Below are 22,842 nucleotides of genomic sequence, written 5' to 3'. Positions count from 1 at the left end.
CGTATTATTGTGTTATATTTTCTGACCTTATACGTATCGAATATACGATCAATATATAGAGGAATGTTAGCTCTATGAGCGATCTAGCTAAAGAGATCACGCCCGTAAATATAGAAGATGAGCTGAGAGGCTCTTATCTCGACTACGCGATGTCCGTCATCGTTGGTCGTGCTCTTCCTGACGTGCGTGATGGCCTAAAACCAGTGCACCGTCGTGTTTTATTCGCGATGAACGTGCTAGGCAATGATTGGAACAAAGCATACAAAAAATCTGCTCGTGTAGTAGGCGATGTTATTGGTAAGTATCACCCACATGGTGACAGTGCAGTTTACGAATCGATTGTTCGTATGGCACAGCCATTCTCGCTTCGTTACATGCTGGTCGATGGCCAAGGTAACTTTGGCTCGGTCGATGGTGACTCAGCAGCGGCCATGCGTTACACCGAAGTACGTATGTCGAAAATTGCTGGCGAACTGTTGGCAGACCTTGATAAAGAGACGGTTGATTACGTTCCCAACTATGATGGGACGGAGCAAATTCCAGCAGTATTACCAACAAAGATCCCTAACCTATTGGTTAACGGTGCGTCTGGTATTGCCGTTGGTATGGCGACAAATATCCCACCACATAACTTGAATGAAGTTATTGATGGATGTCTGGCGTTTATTGCTAATGAAGACATTACGATTGATGAGCTCATGGATTATATCCCTGGGCCAGACTTCCCGACAGCAGCGTTAATCAGTGGCCGTAAAGGTATCATTGATGCGTACAAGACGGGTCGTGGTAAAGTGTATATGCGCTCGAAAGCGGATATTGAAGTAGAGAAAAATGGTAAAGAAACCATTATCGTTACTGAAATCCCTTATCAAGTGAACAAAGCACGCCTGATTGAAAAAATTGCTGAGCTTGTTAAAGACAAGAAAGTAGAAGGCATTAGTGCACTGCGTGATGAGTCTGATAAAGACGGTATGCGTATTGTTATCGAATGTAAGCGTGACGCTGTGGGTGAGGTTGTTCTGAATAACCTTTATTCTCAAACTCAACTGCAAACGACATTTGGTATCAACATGGTTGCGCTGAACAACGGCCAACCACAGCTTTTCAACCTGAAAGACATGTTGAAGTGTTTCGTTGATCACCGTCGTGAAGTCGTAACGCGTCGTACTATCTTCGAATTGAAGAAAGCACGTGACCGCGCTCATATCCTTGAAGCGTTATCTCTTGCATTAGCGAACATTGATGAAATCATCGAATTGATTCGTAACGCACCAACGCCAGCAGAAGCGAAGGTGGGTCTTGTGGCGCGCGGTTGGGAATTGGGTAATGTTGCTTCTATGCTTGAAAGAGCAGGAACTGACGCTGCTCGCCCTGATTGGTTGGAAGATGAATACGGTATCCGTGATGGTCTTTATTACCTAACGGAGCAACAAGCTCAAGCGATTCTTGAACTTCGTCTACACCGTCTAACCGGTCTAGAGCATGAGAAGATTCTTGATGAGTACAAAGCACTTCTAGAAGAAATTGCTGAACTACTGCACATTTTGGGTAGCACAGAACGTTTGATGGAAGTGATTCGTGAAGAGCTTGAACTTGTTCAAGCAACGTACGGCGATGCACGTCGCAGTGAAATTACTGCAGCGGTACACGATATTGATATGGAAGAGCTAATTGCTCGTGAAGATGTGGTCGTCACTCTATCTCACGAAGGCTATGTGAAATATCAAATCTTAAGCGACTACGAAGCTCAACGTCGTGGTGGTAAAGGTAAGAGCGCCACTAAGATGAAGGAGGAGGATTACATCGAGCGTCTGCTTGTTGCTAACACTCATGACAACATCTTGTGTTTCTCTACTCGCGGTAAAACATACCGTCTGAAAGTGTATCAATTGCCTCTAGCGAGCCGTGCGGCACGTGGTAAGCCTATTGTTAACCTACTTCCATTGGAAGAAGGCGAGCGTATTACCGCTATTCTGCCAGTCAGCGAATTTAGTCCTGAAAAGTACATTTTCATGGCTACGGGTGACGGTACGGTTAAGAAAACGTCCTTGGATCAATTCTCTAACGTACGTTCGAATGGCTTAATCGCTGTTAACCTACGTGATGACGATTCACTGATTGGCGTTGATATTACCAACGGCGATAGCGATATTATGCTGTTCTCCAAAGCGGGTAAAGTCGTTCGCTTTAGCGAAGATAAAGTCCGTGCGATGGGACGTACTGCAGCCGGTGTTCGTGGTATGAAGCTTGCTGATGATGACCAAGTCGTGTCGTTGATTGTTCCTTCAAACGAAGGTGATATCTTAACGGTAACGAAAAATGGTTACGGTAAGCGAACTGAACTTGCTGAATACCCGACTAAAGGTCGTGCTACTCAAGGTGTAGTGTCTATCAAAGTTTCAGATCGAAATGGCCCTGTAGTCGGTGCCGTTCAAGTTGAACTTGGCGACGAAATGATGATGATCACCGATGCAGGTACGTTGGTTCGTACACGCGTTGCGGAAGTAAGCCAAGTGGGTCGAAATACGCAAGGTGTGACACTGATTAGAACTGCAGACGATGAGTCAGTGGTTGGCCTTCAACGCATTGACGAAGTAGAAGAAGCCGATTTACCTGAAGGTGAAATCCTTGAAGGTGACGAAGCGAATACTGCTGCATCAACAGAGGAAGCGCCACAAGTGGACGCGGAGCCTAAAGACGAAGCAGGCGATGAAGAGTAATCTTTTAAGCTAAGATGTTCTGAAATAAGATAAGAAAAAGCCGAGCATAGCTCGGCTTTTTTGTGTCTATAGTATTAGTATTTCTGAAAAAGAGACGCGGCTATTGAGCTGCGATAACAACGTTACAGGATACGTGCTCTAAAACTACGGCCTTTCATTTTGCCGTTTTCAATTTTTCCGTGTGCTTTCTTAGCAATCTTTTTCTCAACGGCAACAAATGACGCCATAGGGAACATGTTGATTTTACCAATCTGACTACCTTGAATGGTCTTGTCGCCAGTTAGCGCACCAAGGATATCACCTGGGCGTAGTTTCTGCTTTTTGCCACCAGATACTTGGATCGTCACCATTTTTGCCTGATAAGGTTGATTTGATGATGGTGCGGGTAATTGACTCGGCTCAATTGGCATATCCAAATATTCGTCGATTAAAGCCACACGATGCATTTCATTGCTGCTAAAGAAGCTAAACGCGAGTCCTTTATTACCAGCTCGGCCAGTACGACCAATACGGTGAACATGCACTTCAGGATCGCGTGACAACTCATAGTTGAACACTGCATCTAGGTTATCAACATCGAGTCCACGAGCGGCAACATCCGTTGCTACAAGGACAGTAACACTCTTGTTCGCAAACTGAACCAATGCGCGGTCGCGTTCTTTTTGCTCTAAGTCGCCATGAAGATCAATGACGCTAAAGCCGCGGTGATGAAGCTCATCAGCAACGTTTTGAACTTCTTTTTTGGTGTTACAGAATACGACGGCCGACTCAGGTTGGTGAGTCAGTAGTAAGTTCTCTAGTGCGTTGTCTCGGTCTTCATGTGAATCCAATTTGTAGAAGAACTGCTGAATGCTGCTGTGGTCATGTTTGCTTTCAACTTTAACCACTTCTGGTTTATTCATGATACGAGAAGCAATTGCCTCGATTTGTTTTGGAAACGTCGCGCTAAAGAGCAAGGTTTGGCGCTCTTTTGGTACTTCGCTAATGATCGCGTCTAGTGCGTCTTGGAAGCCCATATCCAGCATTCTATCTGCTTCATCTAATACGAGTGTATTCAATTCACTTAGGTCTATGCGACCTCTTTCTAAGTGATCAAGAATACGACCTGGTGTACCGACTAGGATGTGTGCGCCGTGCTCAAGTGACCCGATCTGAGGACCCATAGGTGTACCACCGCATAAAGTCAGAACCTTAATGTTGTGAATAGAGCGGGCAAGGTTACGAATTTCTTTTGCTACTTGGTCTGCGAGTTCTCTCGTAGGGCACAGCACGAGTGATTGAACGCGAAAGCGTTTAACGCGTAGGTTAGAGAGCAACCCTAGACCAAATGCCGCCGTTTTACCTGAACCGGTTTTTCCCTGACCGATAACGTCTTTACCATCAAGAATCAAAGGCAGCGACTGTGCTTGAATTTCTGTCATGTTAGTAAAGCCAAGTCCTTCTAAGTTGCTTAATAAAGAAGGGGATAGATTTAGGGTAGAGAAAGTGGAACTGTTCAAGAGCGATCCTTAGTGGTCATCGGGCAAGGGGGTATTATCAACATATCTGTGTGGGATACCAGAAGAAAGTGAATTTGTTCATGTCGAAGTGGGAAATTTGTACGAGCCAACGTCGATATTAGGGGGAGAAATGACAGTAAAAGCACCGATAATAAATACAATGGTAGATATGCGGTAGAAAGGTCGATAATGGGAACATACAGAGACTCGTTTGAAACAAGTCTCTGTAATGGTATTCAACAGTGGTCTATATTGACTGACGTTGTTTTAGCGTGACATTGTTTTAGCGTGACATTACTCGGAAATGGGTTGAGCCGTTCTCATCCAATCGCGATAAGCATCGGCGCCGTCTTCGCCTTCTGCTGGTGACCAAGAGGCAAAATCTTGTGGCTGCGTTGGAAGGTAAGCACCTTCTTTTATTTCTAATCCAACTGTACCCTCGCTCATACAAGCGTAGCCGTGCCATGTACCTGGTGGAATCTCAATAGCTCGGTTCGTGTCAGGAGAAAGACTGTGACGCTGTGTTAACTGCCCATCATCGTTAAAAATCAATAGATCAAGTTGCCCTTTTAGTACCAAGAACAATTCCCATTTATGGGATTCACTATGGCGGTGTGGTCGCATGTAGGTATCAGGTTCTGTTGATATGAACAAGCGCTGCACGTTCGCGTCTAATTGTTCGTGTAAATTGTGGTGGCTGCGTTGACGAGGCGCTTGTTTTGCGTTGTTTGAAAACGTATCAAAGTCTTGATTACTGATTATTTTTAACATTGCTGGGCTCTGTAAAGTGAACGATCTTATGTATTCTAAAGCTTTGCAAAAAATGTGCAGCAATAAATTTGATATCCCCTTACTTCTAATTAAACAGATTGAATATATGTCGCTCAAAAATGTGATTATGATTCCAATTTGTTCGACGTAAAGTGTATGAAAACGCGATGATGTTATTATCAATATAATGATTATAGATTAACCAGTTACGATGGTGGATAACGCAGTGGAAGCAGCAATTAATCAGTTAAAAAAGGACTTTTACGCTCACCTTAAGTCGTATCAGGAACCGAAAGCCAGCAATGGCTCTAAAACCCTTTCTATCTTAACTCAAGATGAGTTAACTGAGCTTGAAAACGTCTGGATTCAGCTTGCGGTTTGGAAGCAAAAGCAGGCGTAGAGTTAGTGTGGGGCTCCTCAAAAAAGTATCTGCGACAGCAACGCGACTTACGCCAGTGAGCTGCGCCGAAAACTCGGCTCATTAGAGCGTCGTGATTCGCCGATAGATGACAATGTTATAACCCTAAGTGGCAGCACTTAGGGTTTTTTAGTGTCCTGATAATATGAATTGTTATAATATAACAACTTATGTGGTGAACTTATCATTGAAAACTCGGTGAACAACCCCCATAGTCAAGGGTAGAGTGCAGTGTGAACTGGCTAAGACGACATTGATATTGGCCTTAAAAATCAAGTGAGAGAAGTTATGGCGGAAGTACGAGCCAGAATAGAATTAAAAGTTGGACTTAATAGTGACATCCAAGCTGAGATGCTTTCCTTTCGTGGACTTAGTACAGATAAAGAGCACGTTGCTCTGATCTTTAAGAGTGTTGACCAGCAACAAGATATCCCTTTGGTGAGAATGCACTCGGAATGTTTAACTGGCGATGTCTTCCATTCATCTCGTTGTGATTGTGGGGAGCAGTTGGAAGAAACCATACAAAAAATGGGCGCTGAAGGCGGCATCATTCTTTATCTGCGCCAAGAAGGGCGAGGTATTGGTTTATATAATAAGCTTGATGCCTATAAGCTACAATCTGAAGGTATGAACACCTATGAAGCGAATAATCACCTAGGGTTTGGTGATGACTTACGAGACTTTTCTGAAGCAGCACAAATGTTACAAGCGCTTAATACGGATGCGATTAGATTGGTCACTAATAATCCAAAGAAAGTTCGAGAACTGCAAGAGCACGGCATCACTATTAAAGAAGTAGTGAACACCAATGCTCACGTAAAAGACGGCAACGAGAATTATCTAAAAGCTAAAGTCTCTCATGGTAAGCATAATTTGAAGTTCTAACCATGCGGTTTGGATTTGTTAAAAAACCTCACGAAAGTGAGGTTTTTTTGTATTAGTCATTGAAAATAAATTGTAACTAAGTATTATTGCCCATTGATAGTGTTAATGATAACAATTCGCACTACACAATAATAATTATGCTCAACAAGGATGCTTCAATGAATGTAACCACTTTTGTGAAGAGTGCAGTGGCTGCCTCTCTCGTACTGACTTCAACGACTGCGTTATCTGCAGTTTCAGAACAGCAAGTCGTCGAACATTACGCCGATCTAGCTCACGCCGTTTTTTCTGATGCCCTTATTACGGCCCAATCTTTAGACACCTCTATTAACACTTTTTTAGCCAATCCCTCAGAAAAGGGTTTGTCTGACGTAAAACAAGCTTGGATAGCGTCTCGCGTACCTTACCAACAAACGGAAGTGTTCCGATTTGGCAATGCCGTCGTAGATGACTGGGAAGGGCAACTAAATGCTTGGCCATTGGATGAAGGTCTGATTGATTATGTCAACTCAGACTACCAATATGAATTAGGTAACGATGGTGCTCAAGCCAATATTGTTGCGAATGAGAGCCTAACTATAGGCGCAAAGACGCTTGATGTTAAAACGATAACACCAGCATTGATTGCTGACTTAAATGAAGTCGGTGGCTCAGAAGCGAATGTTGCTTCAGGTTATCATGCTATTGAGTTTCTGTTGTGGGGACAAGATCTTAACGGCACCAATGCTGGTGCTGGAGAGCGTCCATATACCGATTATGTCGTCGGCGACGGTTGTACCAATGGTAATTGTGAACGTCGTGCAGAGTATTTACAGGCCGTATCTACGTTGTTGATTCAAGATTTGGCATGGATGGAAAAGCAATGGTCTGATGCTGAAAAAAATAATTATCGTTCAACACTACTCGCTGATAAACCAGTTAATGGTGTGAGAAAAATGTTGTTTGGTATGGGCTCTTTGTCATTGGGTGAATTGGCTGGTGAGCGTATGAAGGTCGCACTAGAAGCGAATTCGACAGAAGATGAGCATGATTGCTTCTCAGACAATACTCACAACTCACATTACTATAATGAGCAAGGTATCTACAACGTGTATACCGGAACGTATGTACGTACCAACGGGGCTTTAGTTGTTGGTCCAAGCATCGCCGATCTTGTCGCACAAAAAGACAAGGCAGCGTCGAAAGAGATTCAAAAACAATTCGACGTGACTCGTGCTCAAGTGGGTCAACTTGTCTCTTCAGCAGAGAATGATAATCAACATTTTGATCAACTTATCGCTTCAAATAATCCTCAAGGTAACAAATTGGTCAACGATACAATCGTCTCGTTAGTTGCTCAGACAGGTTCTATTGAGCGTGCGGCTGGAATCATTGGAATCACAAGTCTAAACCCTGACACAGCGGACCATGACTTTTAGTCAATTAAGCGCTCGTTAGTGCTAAACACATAATAATAAAAAGGGGGGATGAACCCCCTTTGTTGATCAGATATGAGTGAGTGTTGAATGTTAAAAATAGTATTGCCCGCCGCCTTAGTCGTCATGTCCTTTTTTACTTATGCGGAACAACCGGTTCATGCGGAACAACCAGTTAGTGTAGAACAACCAGTTACTGCAGAACAACCAAATAGTGCAGAACGACCAATTAGTAAATATTCTGGCGGTAAAACGACCGTTAATAAGCAAGGCGCGAACGCGTTTTCTCTTCCTGCCGCCAACTTACCGATGAGTAAGCGCTTGGATTTTAGCGTGGGAAACAGTTTTTTCCGAAACCCTTGGGTTCAAGCTCCCGCATCAACCGACGCAAGAGATGGGCTTGGTCCACTATTTAATACAAACGGGTGTCAAAACTGTCATATAAAAGATGGAAGAGGGCATCCGCCTGAGGCAAACGATCAGCATGCGGTTTCCATGCTAGTAAGATTAAGTATACCCGCTGAAACAGAAGCACAGAAAGAGCAAATTAAGCGTTCAGGGGTAATTCCAGAGCCAACATATGGTGGTCAGCTGCAAGATTTTGCTCTGCCTAATATGACGCCGGAAGGTCAAATAAGCATTACATATAGTGAGTTTCCGGTTCGATTTAATGATGGGACGACGGTACTTTTACGCAAGCCAAACTTAAAGATTATTGAGCTGGCTTATGGAGATATGCACCCAGACGTCATGATGTCTGCGCGAGTTGCTCCTCCTATGATTGGTCTTGGGCTATTGGAGTCCATACCAGAGTCAACAATTCTCGACATCGCAGAACAACAGGTTCAAGAAGACTCGCTTATCTCAGGCAAACCTAATTATGTCCTTGATGCTCGTACAGAAGAAATGGTTTTGGGCCGTTTTGGTTGGAAGGCTGGGCAGCCTAATTTAATGCAGCAAAACGCCGCCGCATTTCAAGGTGATCTTGGCCTAACTAGTACGCTATTTCCTGCGGAAAATTGTTCACCACAACAAGATGTGTGTCATGAAGGAGTAAGTGGAGGCGTTCCAGAGGTAAGCGACAAAATATTAAACTTTGTCGAGTTTTATAGTCAACATTTGGCCGTTCCAAGTCGCAGGAATATTCAGGACCCGCAAGTTATCGAAGGACAAAAGCTCTTTACGAAAGTTGGCTGTGAGAGTTGTCATCGAACCAATATTCAAACCGAAACCCGAGCGGATTTACCTGCTTTGTCAGCACAAAAGATCCATCCTTATACCGATATGCTGCTGCATGATATGGGAGAAGGGTTAGCGGATAATCGACCAGAATACGCTGCGACAGGTCAAGAGTGGCGAACGCCGCCGCTGTGGGGGATTGGGTACACCCAAGAAGTAAACGGCCATACTTACTTTCTTCATGATGGGCGAGCGAGAAACTTAACAGAAGCCATCCTGTGGCACGGCGGGGAAGCAGAAGCGACAAAGCAAAATGTATTGGCGTTAAGTAGCAAAGAGCGCAAAGCTCTACTCGCATTTTTGAACTCATTGTAAGGAAGAGAGATGAATCACAATCTATCGATGATAGGCCTATTGCCCGTCATGTTTTCAGCCATGTTAGTGGGTTGTGCGGCGACAAGCGATGAACACGTGCATGATTCGTTTCAACTTGAATCTTATCAACCAGAACAGACGCAACACGTCAGTCAGTCTGTTTATGAACGTGAGCACCAATCTGCGGTTAAATTTAACCTTGCTATGGGCCATTTACATCAGCAATCTCAAGCATACTGCCAACAAGGCGAATCTATCGCTTCTGTCGAACATGCCTGGCAACAAGGGATGGCGCAGTGGATGTGGTTGCAGGGGCAAGAAAGAGGGCCGACTCAAGCGTTAGAACAAAACTGGAATATTCAGTTTTGGCCAGACAAAAAAAACACCACTGGACGAAAAATGACGGCCGCAAGTCAACGTGACCAATGGTCTGTTGCAGCAATTAAAGATGAGAGTGTCACGGTACAGGGATTAGGCGCCGTAGAGTGGCTATTATTTGATCCGAATTCTAACTTGGACACTAACCCTTCATCGAGCTGCTCTTTACTTATCGCCGTAACAGGGGCTCTAACGGAACGTTCGGACACGATCGTGCAGGCATGGTCAGCCAACCCTTGGCGCGCACTGGATGACAAAGCGTGGACAGCTGAATATTTAGCCTTGCTGACCAATCAGTTGGATTACAGCATGAAAAAGTTGTCACGCCCTTTAGCTAAAATAGGCGCAGCGAAGCCGTATTTTTCTGAATCTTGGCGCTCTCAAACATCAATGCTGCATCTCCGATCCAATGTAGAAGCATTGCAGGCGCTGTATTTGGCAAATGGGCAAGGACTTGATGCGATACTCCGTGAATCTGGCTCACCAGAGTTGGCAATGAGTATTGAACGTCAGTTTAGGTTCATCTTGGAGACTTGGCCTGAGTCCAGGAGCCTTTTTGAGTTACTGCAAAGCAAAGAGGGTTACCGTATGGTGCTTAGCCAATATAACAAACTTGAGCAGCTTAGATATTTAATGAGTGAAGAGGCGGCGATCAAGTTGGGTGTAGTAATAGGGTTCAATGCAACTGATGGCGATTGATATTACCAAGAGAAACCTAATGCGGGTAGGTGCGATGGGTGTCATTGCCCCTACCTGGTTAGTAGGTTGCAGTACAGCAAGCCCTCTAGGTGTAAAGAAAGGCCCTGCTCCTCGGTTGATTGGTGGTTCAATTCGTCAAAATGGGGAATTTGATGTCGTCATTGCGGCAAATGGCAGCGATCCTGTACATCAATTACCACTGCCGGGTCGAGGACACGGTGTGGCTATTCATCCTCATCAACCGCTGGCTGTCATGTTTGGTCGAAGACCAGGCACTTACGCGATGATATTTAACGTCCAAACAGGCCGAATGGAGTCTCTGCTCTTAGCATCCAAACAACGCCATTATTATGGTCATGGTGTGTTTTCCTCTGATGGTCGCTGGCTGTATGCAACAGAAGGAGAACGTTCATCTAGCCGCGGTATTATTGGCGTATATGATACGCAGCAAGGTTATAAAAAAGTCGAGGAATTCACAGGATTTGGCTTGGGGCCACATGAAATCATTGTGATGGAGAATGGCACTTTAGTTGTTGGGGTAGGCGGGGTGCATACGGATGGACGTACGCCGCTAAACTTAACCACGATGAAGCCGAGCTTGGCGTACCTAAGTGCGAGCGGTGAGTTGTTAGAGCAGGTGACTCTAGCGGATCATCGAAAAAGTATTCGTCATCTAGCCCACGATGGTGATGAAGTAGTGCTGACAGGGCAGCAATATCGCGGCGAAGCCGATTCATATGTCCCGCTTGTGGCACTGCACAAGCGAGGGCAACCAATGCAAGAATTAGGTGGAGATCCCGAGGACTGGGCTCGATTTAATCACTATGTCGCCAGCATTGCCGCCACTAAACAGCATATTGTCGCCACTTCCCCGAGAGGCAATTGCTATGGGATTTGGGATAAAGAGACACGGAACTTATTACAAATCAATGTGCTACCAGATGCGTCAGGAGTTGTGGTTAAAGACGATCAATTTTTTATTAGTTCAGGTGCGGGGAAAGTGGTGAAAATATCCTCAGATTTGACCGTGAAAATGATGCCCTCACCGATACAATGGGATAACCACTGGCAGATGATCACATAAGTGAGACGGATGATATTTGCTGGTGAATTAGTCATGTTGATGCGTTGAGATCTGCCATACTTAAACTCTAGAAAGAGGGAGTGGCTAGATGTCAAAACAGTTAATTACCATGGTGACGGCAGGGGTGGCGTGCTCACTCGCGGTGCCAGTGTGGGCGACGCCCGATCAAGTCATCAACGAAAGGGAAACGCTTTCCGCGTTCGCGGTTGACGAACAGGCTGCCTATTATGATCAGCGCATTGCGCTATCTGCCCCTGTGCTATCTTCATCTATACCAAAGCAGTCGGGTGCGGAAGATTTACTGTATGCTTCGTTGGTTGATTATGTTTATAGCGAAACCGGTCGTCACAACATTTGGTCTAATAATGAGCTCAATGCACAATTAAATCTGCAACTAGAGATGTTGAAACTAGCCGGATTTAGCCCCTTATTTGAACGCCGAGTCAATCGTATGCAGTCTTTGTATCAGTCCGACGATTTTGCAGACTATGATCGAGCCGCAACCGATACATTATTACTCTATATTAGTTATGCTGCCGCCGTGCCAGAGTTGGGGAAACAGTGGTATTTTTCTGATAATCTCATTGATGTCCTGCCAAGGCCATCGGCGACTGAAGTGCATCAACTTCTGCTTGCCATAGAGGACGACACATTAGCAGATTACTTGCTCTCAATATCCCCACCTATGCTGCAACAAACAGGGTTTGAAAATGCGTACATTGATTTAGTAGCCAAATCTCAAGTTGAATTGACGACCTACGAACAAGCTGGGTTAACCAGAAAAGGCGATAAACTTGAGCCTGAATCCTACATGCATTTGTTAGATCGCCTTGCAGATTCTGAACTGTATGTTGAAGTCAGAAAGGATAGCCTATTTGACCAATCGTTAGAGTACGCCATCAAGGAATTTCAAAGGCTCTATGGTCTAGAAGATGACGGAATAATTGGCCCCAACACATTGCTTTGGTTAAATAAACCCGCACAGGAAAAGTTAAGAGTATTAGCGCTAAATGCTGAACGATCACGACTTTGGCCTCAACAGCGTGAACATATCATTTTGGTTAATGTACCGAGCTTTGAACTCAAATATTGGGGTGAAGGCGAAGCGCGTTTTGAATCGAGAGTCATTGTCGGGCGGCTGACGCGCCAAACCCCGATATTTGAAACTAAAATGGATTCATTGATCGTTAACCCGACATGGAACGTACCGTGGAAAATAATGGTAAAAGACATCATTCCTAAAGTTAAAAACGACCCAACATATCTGTTCTCACAACGTATCGAAATTCTAGAAGGTTGGCATAATAGAGTGACGGTCGATCCAACAATGATAAATTGGAAAGAAGTTCAGCCTAAGCAGTTCCCTTATAGGATGAGGCAACAAGCCGGTGTGTCAAACGCACTCGGGCAGTATAAGTTTAATACACCCAATGAGCGGGCAATCTTTCTGCACGATACTCCAGGAAAACAGCTGTTTAATGAAAGCAGCCGAGCTTACAGTTCGGGATGTGTTCGAGTTGAACATGCTGATAAGTTTGCCCAGGTGTTACTAGAACATCAGGGAAAATTGCTTGACGATTTATCGACCTACCGAGCAAACAAAGCCATTTCATTTAAAACCAGAATTCCTGTCCATATTATCTATCAAACGGCGTGGCTTGAAGATGGTAAAGCGCATTTTCGGGCCGATGTTTACCAGTATGATAATAGAAGAGGAAGTGTGACTGAAACGGCTTCGATTAAAAACTAGAGAGGGCTTTATCTGACTTGTCATCGCTTATAGACAATGTCATAGTCTCGCTACTTTTTTTGAATAGTAGGATTTCTGATGAGTCTTAAGTATCAAATCGTGCCCGTGACGTCTTTTGCACAAAATTGTTCAATTGTTTGGTGTGATGAAACCATGAAAGGTGTGTTGATTGACCCAGGCGGAGACATTGAACAGCTACAAGTTCTGATAAAAGAGCTTGGCGTTCAAGTAGAAAAATTAGTGCTCACCCATGGGCATCTTGACCATGTAGGTGGAACAGAGCCTCTTTCAAAAGCACTGGGTGTAGAGATTGTTGGCCCACATAAAGCCGATCAGTTCTGGTTACAAGGTTTAGAAAATCAGAGTCAAATGTTTGGTTTCCCGTTGACGAAAGCTTTTGAACCGAATCAGTGGCTTGATGACGGAGATGTGGTCACGTTTGGTAATCAGACTTTAAACGTCATTCACACCCCGGGTCATACTCCAGGTCACGTTGTCCTGTTTAATAGTGATGCGAAACAAGCGTTTGTTGGCGATGTGCTGTTCAAAGGTGGCATTGGTCGAACGGACTTCCCTCAAGGTAACTATGAAACGTTGATCCAGTCGATCAAAGGTAAGCTATGGCCTTTGGGCAATGATGTTTCGTTTGTTCCTGGACATGGACCAGAGTCTACGTTTGGGCATGAAAGGGTGTCAAACCCCTTTGTTGCTGATGAGATGCCTCTTTACTAAGCTAATTTAACTAAGCGCTAAGCTAATTTAACCTAGTAACATAACATGATTACGGCTTTAACATGTCACGATCCGCTGCTGCTAAATAGCGGCGGGTCAGTCCTACAAATGCCTCCCCATTTCTGTCTAAATCCGCTTCTGAAATAAAAATATCATAGCCGAAGAATTCTCGTTGATACTTCATACGATTGGCAAGCATTGCCATAAGCCCATGATATTCTGAGCCATCGGCATCTATAAATGCGGTGGAATCTAACACAATGTCCTCGAAGGTAGCATGTGGGGTAGTTTGCTGCATGCCAAGATAAAGTAGAGCACGCTGACTAAGCAATAAGTCCGTCGCGATGCGTGGGCAAATAGCATTGAGGTAAGCTTGATAATTGTTGATCCGTAAACCAATCCAAGGAAGCGGGGTATGCCAGCCATTTTGATGGTGACTGCAAGTGCCAATGCGCTCGATGTCACTCCACCGAAGCGCCCAGCCACCTTTAAACATGTGCTGTTGAATATGGGTTGCGGTTAAAGTAAAGGTGACTCGGCTTTTCACTAAGGTGTAATAGGTGAAGGTTAGCGCGATGGTAAGCAAAATAACCACAAGAAGTGACAGTTGCCAATTCGGTGAAAAAAGTACAATAGCGAGTCCTACCAGCGTTGCGATAGCCGCACTTTTACGCAAAATGGGAGAGTGCCAAGAATAATGGTGATTACTAATGTGGATAGTGTCCATATATTACAAATAACATCCTTAATCGTAAAAACAGGTCCTCGGTATCATGTTATACGATGACCTCGAAATGTTAGTGTTGTTGTTTAAATAATAGTCATAAACGTTGAAAGTCGGCATTTTTCGTGACGCTTTGTGTCATGCCTCTACAAAAGCTGTCAAAATTTTGGTATAAAACGCGCTTCAAATTTTGACCACTGCTTACAGCGCAGTGAAATGGAGAGAAAACTCAATGAAACTTGCTCATAAGCGCAAAGTGCAATCAAAATTGCAAAAGCGCATTAAAGCGGTAGTTGCGAATACAGCAGCTGCAACAAAAACTGAAAAACCTGTTGTAGCAAAAGCATCTGTAACAAAAGAAGCTGTAGTTAACCAAGCGCCGGTAGCTAAAAATGCACCGGTTGCTGAAAAAGCAACTGCGACAAAAAAAGTGGAAGTAGCATTAACTCCTAAGCAGCAGCAAGTATTAGATATTGTTGTTAAGCACGCCGATGGTATTAATCCTAAAGGGATTGGCCAAGAAGCTGGCCAAGAAGACGCTAAAGCAGCATCTTGGGCCACAGGTGCTCTTAAGAAGTTACTAGAAGAAGGCTTAGTTGCGAAAGAGCAGCTTGCTGGTAATAAAGTGATCTACAAAGCGCAGTAATGCCTCACTTTATTCAATGTCAAAAAGGCCCCTGTTCAGGGGCTTTTTTGATCTTACTTTGTCAGCACCTATCTGCTATTTGACCGCTACACCTAAACAGAATGCTATTTTCTGGACCTGACCTTCTGCCTGCTTTAGACCCCACTCCAACTATGATATTTATTGCCTATCAAGGATCTTTTCTAGAGTGCCTTGTTAGCGTTTGTTGTGAGTTACGTAGCATTTCTGTAATTTACAGCAAGGGTAAATACGTACGTAATTGCTAGTTATAAAAATAAACTGAATTTTTTAAGTAATTGAAATATTGCTGATATTTAAAATTGATATCGACTGTAGTACGTAGTACTACGTAATACCAAGGTCGAACTTACGGACTTGAGATATTGAAAATGCGTGGTCGCACGAATACAAGATATTGATAATTAGATTCATAGTTACCTTGAACGTGAAACTTGGAGTGTTCGGATGTCACTCCATATAAGAAACTACTCAAGGAACTGAAAATGAGTCTAATCAAGAAATCAGTCACTCGCGCGCTAAAAAGCACCGCCATTGTTGCGGCGACGTGCTTAGCCTTTGTTGCAACAACGGCAACGGCAGCAGATAAAGTATACCGCCTTAAGCTTGCTGAGACATGGGGGCCTAATTTCCCAATCTTTGGTGATGCCACAAAAAATATGGCGAAGATGGCCGAAGAGATGTCGAATGGTCGACTGCAAATTCGTATCGACTCGTCAAACAAACATAAAGCGCCTTTCGGTGTTTTTGATATGGTAAAGTCTGGCCAATACGATATGGGTCACTCAGCATCTTACTACTGGAAAGGAAAAGTACCGAACACACTGTATTTCACAACGATGCCTTTTGGTATGACGGCGCCAGAACAATACGCGTGGTTTTATCATGGTGGTGGTATGGAGTTGATGGAAAAAGTTTACTCGCCGCATAACATGATGTCATTCCCGGGTGGTAATACCGACGTACAGATGGGTGGATGGTTTCAAAAAGAAATTAACAGCGTTGAAGATCTACAAGGCTTGAAGATGCGTATTCCAGGCTTCGCAGGTGAAATTCTGGCTGAAGTCGGTGCAAAACCAACGAATATCGCATCGGGTGAGCTATACACCTCTCTAGAGCGACGCACAATCGATGCTCTTGAATGGGTCGGACCTTCTCTAGATCTTCGTATGGGCTTCCACAAAATCGCGCCATACTACTACACAGGTTGGCATGAGCCTGCAACAGAACTTCAGTTTCTTGTTAATAAACGCACATGGAATAAGTTACCCGATGACCTGAAAGCTATCTTACAAATCGCAATGAAAACCGCCGCGTACGATATGTATATTCAGTCTACCCATGAAAGTGGTAAAAACTGGGCGACAATCCAATCGGATTATCCGGATATTAAAGTGAAGGATTTCCCACGCGAAGTTATCGATGCGTTGCGTGATGCGAATGATAAATTGCTAAAAGAGCATGCTGAAAAAGATGCAACAGCGAAAGAGATTCAAATGTCTCAAGCTGCTTATCTTGAGCAGGTTCGTTCATGGACGGATATTGCGACGAAAGCTTACCTCAATAAATTTGATGATTAATAGCTCTGAAGTGGCGCTTAGCGCCACTTCCTTTTTCGGTTGTTACTGAATTCAAATTACACCTAATTACTTTTATAAAGAGGGGTGGCGAGATGCTCACAGAGCGTTCGTTATCACACTTTATTTTACGATGTTCTATTTTTGAATCTTTACGCACTCTGCACATAAATAAAACTATATGAGTCGCGGGATGGAGTCTGGTATGCGAAGCCTAATTTATATAGAGAGACTGTTTAACAAAGTCAGCGACGTGCTGGGAGTAGTGTCGAGTCTTTTGTTTTTATTACTACTTGCCAACGTCGTCTATGACGTGGTGATGCGTTATGTATTTAATGACGTGTCGATTGCCTTTCAAGAGATGGAATGGCATCTATTTTCAGCGGTATTTTTACTTGGCGTTCCCTACGCGATTAAAGCAGGTGGTCACGTGAGGGTCGACGTATTTTACGAGCGACTGTCGGTAAAAGCGCGCGCTATTATCGATTTGATCGGTACGTTCGTGTTTCTTTTCCCATTCTGTTTGTTAGTGGCATGGTTTGGTATTGATTTCGCCAAAGAAAGCTTCGCACTGGGCGAAACATCCGGGGATCCAGGAGGCTTGCCGTATCGTTGGGTAATTAAAGCCATGATCCCGCTTTCGTTCTTCTTCATGGCGATCAGTGGAGTAGGACTCGTGCTCCATTCTCTGAATAAGCTGATTAACCCTCATTTGATATACGCCAATTCAACCGACTCTAAAGAATAAGGATTGTTTCTATGATCGGCATAGTCATGTTTTTTGTAGCGCTGTTTGCGCTGCTGTTAGGTTTTCCTGTCGCCTTCACATTTGGAGGCATCGCGCTGATATTTGGGGTATGGGCAGAAGGCATCGAAATGTTCGCTTTCATGCCATATCGAATCCAATCCATTATGGAAAATACCGTTTTGATGGCGGTTCCGTTATTTGTCTTCATGGGCTTAGTGTTACAAAAAACCAAGTTGGCAGAGCAACTGCTTGAATCAATGGGGCGTCTGTTTGGTGGTGTACGCGGTGGTATTGCTATTTCAACGGTATTAGTTGGAGCATTGTTAGCCGCGTCGACAGGTGTGGTAGGTGCATCGGTTGTGGCGATGGGGCTTATCTCGCTACCTGTAATGCTGAAGTACAACTATGACAAAGGACTAGCGTGTGGCACCATTTGTGCGTCTGGTACATTGGGGCAAATCATTCCACCTTCGATTGTATTGATCCTTCTTGGGGATGTATTAGGTGTCCCTGTCGGTGATTTATTTCAAGCGGCAATTTGGCCGGGATTAGTCTTGGTGGGTGCCTATGTTTTATATATCCTGATTTATGCAAAACTTAATCCAGAAGCGGCGCAGCCTATTCCTAGAGATGAGTCCATTTCTCGTTCTCAAGAAGTAAAGACGGCGTTGAAAGCGATCGTGCCGCCACTGGCATTGATTGTCATTGTTCTTGGGTCAATATTTGCAGGGGTCGCAACGCCTACAGAGTCGGCTGCTCTAGGGGGCGCTGGCGCAATTTTACTGTCTCTTGCCTATGGCCAATTTAACTTCCGTATGCTTTATGAAGCGTCAAAAGAAACGGTGAAAGTGACCGCGATGGTCTTTGCGATTCTGTTGGGTGCGACGGCATTCTCAATGGCGTTTACCTATACCGGTGGCGATATGCTGGTGGAAGAGTGGATGCTAGAGATACCCGGTGAGAAATGGGGCTTCCTTATTATCACTATGTTGGTGATTTTGATTCTAGGCTTCTTCATCGACTTTGTGGAAATTTGTTTCATCATTGTTCCTATGATCGCACCCGTTGCTGAGATCATGGGCATCAATATGACCTGGTTCGCTATCCTTGTAGCCATGAATTTACAAACCTCGTTCTTAACACCGCCATTTGGCTTTAGCTTGTTCTACTTGAAAGGGGTAGCGCCGAATGGCGTGACGACTCGAGATATATACCGTGGTGTTATGCCGTTTATTGCTATTCAAATCCTCGTGTTAGCGTCACTGTTAGTCTTCCCATCCTTCTATGGAATGTGATCTAATTACCGTTGTGGCGTAAGGAAGTTCATTTATTTGACCGCCGTGGTAATGTGTCTTTCGGGATGCATTGCCTTTATCGGCGGCTGCAGTTAGAAGGGACTTCTATGCCACTCAAAGCAAAACTGATCTTATTGACGTTGCTGCCGTTAGTGATATTGACGGCTAGCGTGAGTTGGATTGCCCTCCATCAAGCCAAATCCTTTGGCGAAAAAGAAATCGAGATTTTCCGGGAAAGCTTAATTCGATCTAAAGAATCGGCGCTGAAAGATAGCGTTGAACTAGCTTTTGATGCTATCGAATACGCTTACAATGACCCTGATCTGTCTGAATCCGAAGCAAAAGCTCAGGTCCGGCAAATTCTCGACCGGTTACGCTATGGAACCGATGGCTATTTTTTTGCTTATGACAAAGCCGGGACTAACCTCGTACATCCAATACAACCAGAATTGGTGGGCAGGAACTTACTCAAGTTACAAGACCAAGACGGAAACTATCTAATTGAGACACTGTTGTTTCAAGCTCAGGCTGGTGGTGGCTTTCATCAGTATTTGTGGCAAAAGCCATCTACTGGTGAAACGGTGACTAAGCTGAGTTACGCGGCTTGGTTAGATAAATGGGAATGGATGATTGGCACGGGGCTTTATATTGAGGACGTGGCAAGGGAAGTCGCGGTACTTCGAGCCGCGATTGATAACAATATAGAAACCACAATGTTTTCTATTGTGACGATTTTTACTGTCACAGTAGCTGTCATTATTGTGCTCACGCTGGCCGTGAACTGGCATGAGCATAAATTAGCCGATAAGAACTTAAAAGAATTGGCTCATAAAACGGTGATGTTTCAAGAAGACGAAAGAAAGCATCTTGCCAGAGAACTACATGATGGGGTAAACCAATTGTTGGCTTCGAGTAAGTGCCATCTAGAGTTGATGGATACTAAGTATATTGATGCTCGATCCATCGGGCATTTGAGTCAGTCCCAATCTTCGTTGTCAGAGGCCATCATTGAAGTGAGGCGAATCTCGCATCATCTTCGTCCAAGCGCACTCGATGATATCGGGCTGGAAGCGGCGATTTCGAGTTTGCTGCAAGATTTTAAAACCTATTCTCACGCCAACACAGAACTGGTGCTTGATACACAAGCATCTAAACTTAAATCAGAGGTGGCAACAACCTTGTATCGCGTGGTGCAAGAATCATTAAATAACATAGAAAAACATGCGAATGCGACGCAAGTTACTGTTTTTCTGAAACAGTTTGGTAATGTGTTGCAGTTAATGGTTCGTGATGATGGTATTGGTTTTGATGTCACCAATGCATTGGCAACGCGTGGAATTGGTTTGCGTAACATGAGAGAGCGTGTTGAGTTTATTGGCGGCGAGTTTGAATTATTGAGTGATTATGGGTCCGGTACTGAAATAACAGTCTTGCTCAAGCTAGAAGGAACGGAATAATGGATGAACCGATCAAAGTGGTGATTGTGGATGATCATCAAGTGGTTTTGGAAGGTTTCATCGCTCGGCTTGAGCGAGAGCCTGATATCGAGGTGATTGCCACGGCAAGTAACGGGCTAGAAGCGGTGGATGTAGTCAAAGCTTGTCAGCCTGACGTGGTACTAATGGACGTGAGCATGCCTATTATGAACGGCATAGAAGCGACACAATTACTCAAAGAAGAGCGTCCGGAAACTAAGGTGCTCATGCTGACGATGCATGACAATCGTGAGTACATAATGAAAGTGATGCAGGCCGGCGCTGTGGGTTACATGTTAAAGGAAATCTCTGCAGAAAAAATGGTTCAAGCCATCAAAACCGTTAAACAAGGTTCGACGTATTTCTGTGAGTCCGTCACGCAAACGTTATTCTCCCAAGAGGTGTCACCAACGCAGAGCAAAACTAACCCTTTGAGTCGCCGAGAAGAGTCAGTGTTGAAGTTAGTCGCACAGGGAAGCAGCAGTAAGAAAATAGCGCAGATGCTCAATATTTCTTATCGCACGGTAGAAACTCATCGGCAGAACATTAAACATAAGCTGGACTTACACTCAACAGCTGAACTGGCAAAGTACGCATTGGAACATGGTTTGGGGTAACGGCTTGATGCTAACGAAGATATTGGATAAAAAAAAGACCCGCAAAAGCGGGTCTTTAAGTGTTTTGAACGTTATAGCGTTACGCGTAGCTATGTTGATGCACTTGCAGCTCGGTACGCATACCTTTTAATAGGCTCACACACATCACGAGCAGGATAATGGTAAATGGTAACGCGGTAGAGATTGCACCAGCTTGTAGCGCTTGAATCGCCTCTGTACCACCAACCCATAACAACACCGCCGCAATAGCACCTTCAATGGTTGCCCAGAACACACGCTGTGGTACCGGTGCATCCACTTTACCGCCCGCAGTGATGCTGTCGATCACCAACGAAGCTGAATCCGATGACGTAATGAAGAACACCATAATCAAGATGATAGAGATAACCGATAGAAGGGTACTCATTGGTAGCGCTTCGTATGCATAGAACAGTGATAGCGTTAGATCGGTCAGGCCATTTTGGCCAAGCTCACCAACTTGGTTGATTACTTGGTCGATCGCCATACCACCAAACGCCGCCATCCAAAATAGAGTGATGGTGGTCGGAATAACGATCACTGCTGTCAGGAATTCACGTACGGTACGTCCTTTAGAAACGCGCGCAATGAACATGCCAACACATGGGGACCATGAGATCCACCACGCCCAGTAGAATACGGTCCAACCATGCATCCACGCTTCGTCTTCACGGCCATGAGGGTTACTTAAAGGGATGATATTCTCAACGTAGCCAACAATAGTCGTACCAAGTGAACCAAAGAAGGTGGCAATGGATACCACAATCACAACCATCAACAATACGAACGCAACAAGGATGTTGGTGTTACTCAGTAGCTTGACACCCCCATCAATACCACGTACGACAGAAAAAATAGCTAACGCCGTCACAAAGGCGATCACGACCAGTTGTAACGATGTGCCAGATTCAAACCCAAATACATGCCCAATACCGCTCGCTGCCTGTTGTGCACCAAGACCTAAGGAAGTCGCTAGACCAAATAGGGTGGCCAAAACAGCGAGGACGTCAATAACATGACCAAACCATCCCCACGTTCTATCACCAAGCAATGGATAGAACACAGAACGCATTGAAAGTGGCAAACCTTTATTAAAGGCAAAGAATGCCATCGAGAGGGCAACAACCGCGTACATGGACCATGGGTGAATACCCCAGTGGAACATTGTCGCGCCGAGTGCCACTTTACGCGCTTCTTCGGTATAAGCTTCAACACCAAGCGGTGTTTCATACCAACCAGTGAAGTAAGCAACGGGTTCAGCCACCCCCCAAAACATCAAACCAATACCCATACCGCCAGCAAACAGCATAGCGATCCAAGATAGGGTTGAGTGATCAGGCTTGGCCGTTGCACCACCAATACGGATTTTTCCGTAAGGAGACAAAACGAGGCCAAGGCAGAAAATCACAAAGATATTACCCGCCCACATAAATAAGCTGTCAAATGCGCCAATGATTTGCCATTTAGCGCCATCAAGAGTGGCTTTGGCGGTGGCTGGGTCTACGACGAGAAGGGCGACGAGAAACAGTACGATAAGTGCTGCGCTGGTGCCGAAGACAGGGTTGTGAACATCAAATCCCCATTTTTGGACGTTATCTTGTCCAACAGTATAGTCAGTATTTTCAATACTATACTTGTCCTTAGTATTATTCATCATTCCTCTGATACTACTTAGAGCTCTAACTAAAATTCGGGCGAATACTAACAAAAGTAATTATTAAAGGGAAGATATTCATTGTTTTGCTCGCATTTTGAACTATTTTTAGTAGACAAACTGTATAGAGCACTAATTGTTTTAGCTCTAATGAAGTGGGCTGTT

General features: G+C 44.5%; 19 protein-coding genes. 15 read left to right on the top strand and 4 right to left on the bottom strand.

The window, feature by feature from the left end:
• Positions 1-74 precede the first annotated feature (74 nt).
• Entirely contained in the window at positions 75-2,720 is a 2,646-nt protein-coding gene (gyrA, locus tag M9196_RS14120) for a DNA topoisomerase (ATP-hydrolyzing) subunit A (protein ID WP_250618169.1), read from the top strand.
• 122 nt (positions 2,721-2,842) lie between these two features.
• On the opposite strand, the gene dbpA is transcribed toward gyrA, so the two are convergent.
• A complete protein-coding gene (gene dbpA, locus M9196_RS14115) occupies positions 2,843-4,219 on the bottom strand; it encodes an ATP-dependent RNA helicase DbpA (protein WP_250618168.1) in 1,377 nt (458 codons plus the stop codon).
• Between the two features lie 294 nt (positions 4,220-4,513).
• Positions 4,514-4,990 carry a WbuC family cupin fold metalloprotein gene (locus M9196_RS14110; RefSeq protein ID WP_250618167.1) on the bottom strand — a complete coding sequence of 159 codons (477 nt, stop codon included), beginning with the start codon at positions 4,988-4,990 and terminating at the stop codon, positions 4,514-4,516.
• A gap of 226 nt (positions 4,991-5,216) precedes the next feature.
• Here M9196_RS14110 and M9196_RS14105 point away from each other — a divergent pair, with 226 nt between their 5' ends.
• The 8 genes from M9196_RS14105 (at position 5,217) to M9196_RS14070 (ending at position 13,905) form a co-directional block, all read left to right on the top strand.
• Positions 5,217-5,390, top strand: coding sequence for a hypothetical protein (locus M9196_RS14105; protein ID WP_250618166.1), 174 nt, complete (start codon positions 5,217-5,219; stop codon positions 5,388-5,390).
• 306 nt (positions 5,391-5,696) lie between these two features.
• Positions 5,697-6,293, top strand: coding sequence for a GTP cyclohydrolase II (locus M9196_RS14100; RefSeq protein WP_250618165.1), 597 nt, complete (start codon positions 5,697-5,699; stop codon positions 6,291-6,293).
• Between the two features lie 158 nt (positions 6,294-6,451).
• Positions 6,452-7,711: an imelysin family protein gene (locus M9196_RS14095; RefSeq protein ID WP_250618164.1), complete on the top strand. Its 1,260-nt coding sequence runs from the start codon at positions 6,452-6,454 to the stop codon at positions 7,709-7,711.
• 87 nt (positions 7,712-7,798) lie between these two features.
• On the top strand, positions 7,799-9,262 hold the full coding sequence (locus tag M9196_RS14090; RefSeq protein ID WP_250618163.1) for a di-heme oxidoreductase family protein: 1,464 nt from the start codon (positions 7,799-7,801) through the stop codon (positions 9,260-9,262).
• A gap of 9 nt (positions 9,263-9,271) precedes the next feature.
• Entirely contained in the window at positions 9,272-10,339 is a 1,068-nt protein-coding gene (locus M9196_RS14085) for an imelysin family protein (protein WP_250618162.1), read from the top strand.
• Positions 10,320-11,423 carry a DUF1513 domain-containing protein gene (locus M9196_RS14080; RefSeq protein WP_250618161.1) on the top strand — a complete coding sequence of 368 codons (1,104 nt, stop codon included), beginning with the start codon at positions 10,320-10,322 and terminating at the stop codon, positions 11,421-11,423. Before M9196_RS14085 ends, M9196_RS14080 begins: the two co-directional genes overlap by 20 nt.
• Before the next feature lie 88 nt (positions 11,424-11,511).
• Entirely contained in the window at positions 11,512-13,173 is a 1,662-nt protein-coding gene (locus tag M9196_RS14075; protein ID WP_250618160.1) for a L,D-transpeptidase family protein, read from the top strand.
• Between the two features lie 78 nt (positions 13,174-13,251).
• A complete protein-coding gene (locus M9196_RS14070) occupies positions 13,252-13,905 on the top strand; it encodes an MBL fold metallo-hydrolase (RefSeq protein ID WP_250618159.1) in 654 nt (217 codons plus the stop codon).
• Between the two features lie 49 nt (positions 13,906-13,954).
• Here M9196_RS14070 and M9196_RS14065 read toward each other — a convergent pair whose 3' ends face one another.
• Positions 13,955-14,632 carry a DUF2982 domain-containing protein gene (locus tag M9196_RS14065; protein WP_250618158.1) on the bottom strand — a complete coding sequence of 226 codons (678 nt, stop codon included), beginning with the start codon at positions 14,630-14,632 and terminating at the stop codon, positions 13,955-13,957.
• 229 nt (positions 14,633-14,861) lie between these two features.
• Here M9196_RS14065 and M9196_RS14060 point away from each other — a divergent pair, with 229 nt between their 5' ends.
• From M9196_RS14060 to M9196_RS14035, 6 genes are all read left to right on the top strand, one after another.
• On the top strand, positions 14,862-15,275 hold the full coding sequence (locus M9196_RS14060; protein ID WP_250618157.1) for a MarR family transcriptional regulator: 414 nt from the start codon (positions 14,862-14,864) through the stop codon (positions 15,273-15,275).
• Between the two features lie 503 nt (positions 15,276-15,778).
• Positions 15,779-16,873, top strand: a complete 1,095-nt coding sequence (locus M9196_RS14055) for a TRAP transporter substrate-binding protein (RefSeq protein ID WP_250618156.1) — start codon at positions 15,779-15,781, stop codon at positions 16,871-16,873.
• Positions 16,874-17,063: 190 nt separating this feature from the next.
• On the top strand, positions 17,064-17,618 hold the full coding sequence (locus M9196_RS14050; RefSeq protein WP_250618155.1) for a TRAP transporter small permease subunit: 555 nt from the start codon (positions 17,064-17,066) through the stop codon (positions 17,616-17,618).
• An 11-nt stretch (positions 17,619-17,629) separates the two neighbouring features.
• Positions 17,630-18,913: a TRAP transporter large permease gene (locus tag M9196_RS14045; RefSeq protein WP_250618154.1), complete on the top strand. Its 1,284-nt coding sequence runs from the start codon at positions 17,630-17,632 to the stop codon at positions 18,911-18,913.
• Between the two features lie 107 nt (positions 18,914-19,020).
• On the top strand, positions 19,021-20,370 hold the full coding sequence (locus M9196_RS14040; RefSeq protein WP_250618153.1) for a cache domain-containing protein: 1,350 nt from the start codon (positions 19,021-19,023) through the stop codon (positions 20,368-20,370).
• On the top strand, positions 20,370-21,005 hold the full coding sequence (locus M9196_RS14035; RefSeq protein WP_250618152.1) for a response regulator transcription factor: 636 nt from the start codon (positions 20,370-20,372) through the stop codon (positions 21,003-21,005). The genes M9196_RS14040 and M9196_RS14035 overlap by 1 nt, the downstream gene beginning before the upstream one ends.
• Positions 21,006-21,084: 79 nt before the next feature.
• Here M9196_RS14035 and M9196_RS14030 read toward each other — a convergent pair whose 3' ends face one another.
• Positions 21,085-22,677: a BCCT family transporter gene (locus tag M9196_RS14030; protein WP_250618243.1), complete on the bottom strand. Its 1,593-nt coding sequence runs from the start codon at positions 22,675-22,677 to the stop codon at positions 21,085-21,087.
• Between the last annotated feature and the right edge of the window lie 165 nt (positions 22,678-22,842).

Origin of the sequence: Vibrio methylphosphonaticus, from assembly GCF_023634655.1 — a bacterium.
GTDB lineage: Bacteria > Pseudomonadota > Gammaproteobacteria > Enterobacterales > Vibrionaceae > Vibrio > Vibrio methylphosphonaticus.
The sequence above is the reverse complement of the archived record's forward strand: the minus strand, read 5'-3'. Positions and strand labels throughout refer to the sequence as shown.

Bases quoted from the DNA above. Each gene is read 5' to 3' on its own strand.
- M9196_RS14090 (WP_250618163.1), top strand. From the start codon at position 7,799: ATGTTAAAAATAGTATTGCCCGCCGCCTTAGTCGTCATGTCCTTTTTT.
- M9196_RS14055 (WP_250618156.1), top strand. From the start codon at position 15,779: ATGAGTCTAATCAAGAAATCAGTCACTCGCGCGCTAAAAAGCACCGCC.
- M9196_RS14065 (WP_250618158.1), bottom strand. From the start codon at position 14,632: ATGGACACTATCCACATTAGTAATCACCATTATTCTTGGCACTCTCCC.
- M9196_RS14045 (WP_250618154.1), top strand. From the start codon at position 17,630: ATGATCGGCATAGTCATGTTTTTTGTAGCGCTGTTTGCGCTGCTGTTA.
- M9196_RS14075 (WP_250618160.1), top strand. From the start codon at position 11,512: ATGTCAAAACAGTTAATTACCATGGTGACGGCAGGGGTGGCGTGCTCA.
- M9196_RS14035 (WP_250618152.1), top strand. From the start codon at position 20,370: ATGGATGAACCGATCAAAGTGGTGATTGTGGATGATCATCAAGTGGTT.
- M9196_RS14040 (WP_250618153.1), top strand. From the start codon at position 19,021: ATGCCACTCAAAGCAAAACTGATCTTATTGACGTTGCTGCCGTTAGTG.
- gyrA (WP_250618169.1), top strand. From the start codon at position 75: ATGAGCGATCTAGCTAAAGAGATCACGCCCGTAAATATAGAAGATGAG.
- M9196_RS14030 (WP_250618243.1), bottom strand. From the start codon at position 22,677: ATGAATAATACTAAGGACAAGTATAGTATTGAAAATACTGACTATACT.
- M9196_RS14050 (WP_250618155.1), top strand. From the start codon at position 17,064: ATGGAGTCTGGTATGCGAAGCCTAATTTATATAGAGAGACTGTTTAAC.
- M9196_RS14070 (WP_250618159.1), top strand. From the start codon at position 13,252: ATGAGTCTTAAGTATCAAATCGTGCCCGTGACGTCTTTTGCACAAAAT.
- M9196_RS14060 (WP_250618157.1), top strand. From the start codon at position 14,862: ATGAAACTTGCTCATAAGCGCAAAGTGCAATCAAAATTGCAAAAGCGC.
- M9196_RS14110 (WP_250618167.1), bottom strand. From the start codon at position 4,990: ATGTTAAAAATAATCAGTAATCAAGACTTTGATACGTTTTCAAACAAC.
- M9196_RS14095 (WP_250618164.1), top strand. From the start codon at position 6,452: ATGAATGTAACCACTTTTGTGAAGAGTGCAGTGGCTGCCTCTCTCGTA.
- M9196_RS14100 (WP_250618165.1), top strand. From the start codon at position 5,697: ATGGCGGAAGTACGAGCCAGAATAGAATTAAAAGTTGGACTTAATAGT.
- M9196_RS14085 (WP_250618162.1), top strand. From the start codon at position 9,272: ATGAATCACAATCTATCGATGATAGGCCTATTGCCCGTCATGTTTTCA.
- M9196_RS14080 (WP_250618161.1), top strand. From the start codon at position 10,320: ATGCAACTGATGGCGATTGATATTACCAAGAGAAACCTAATGCGGGTA.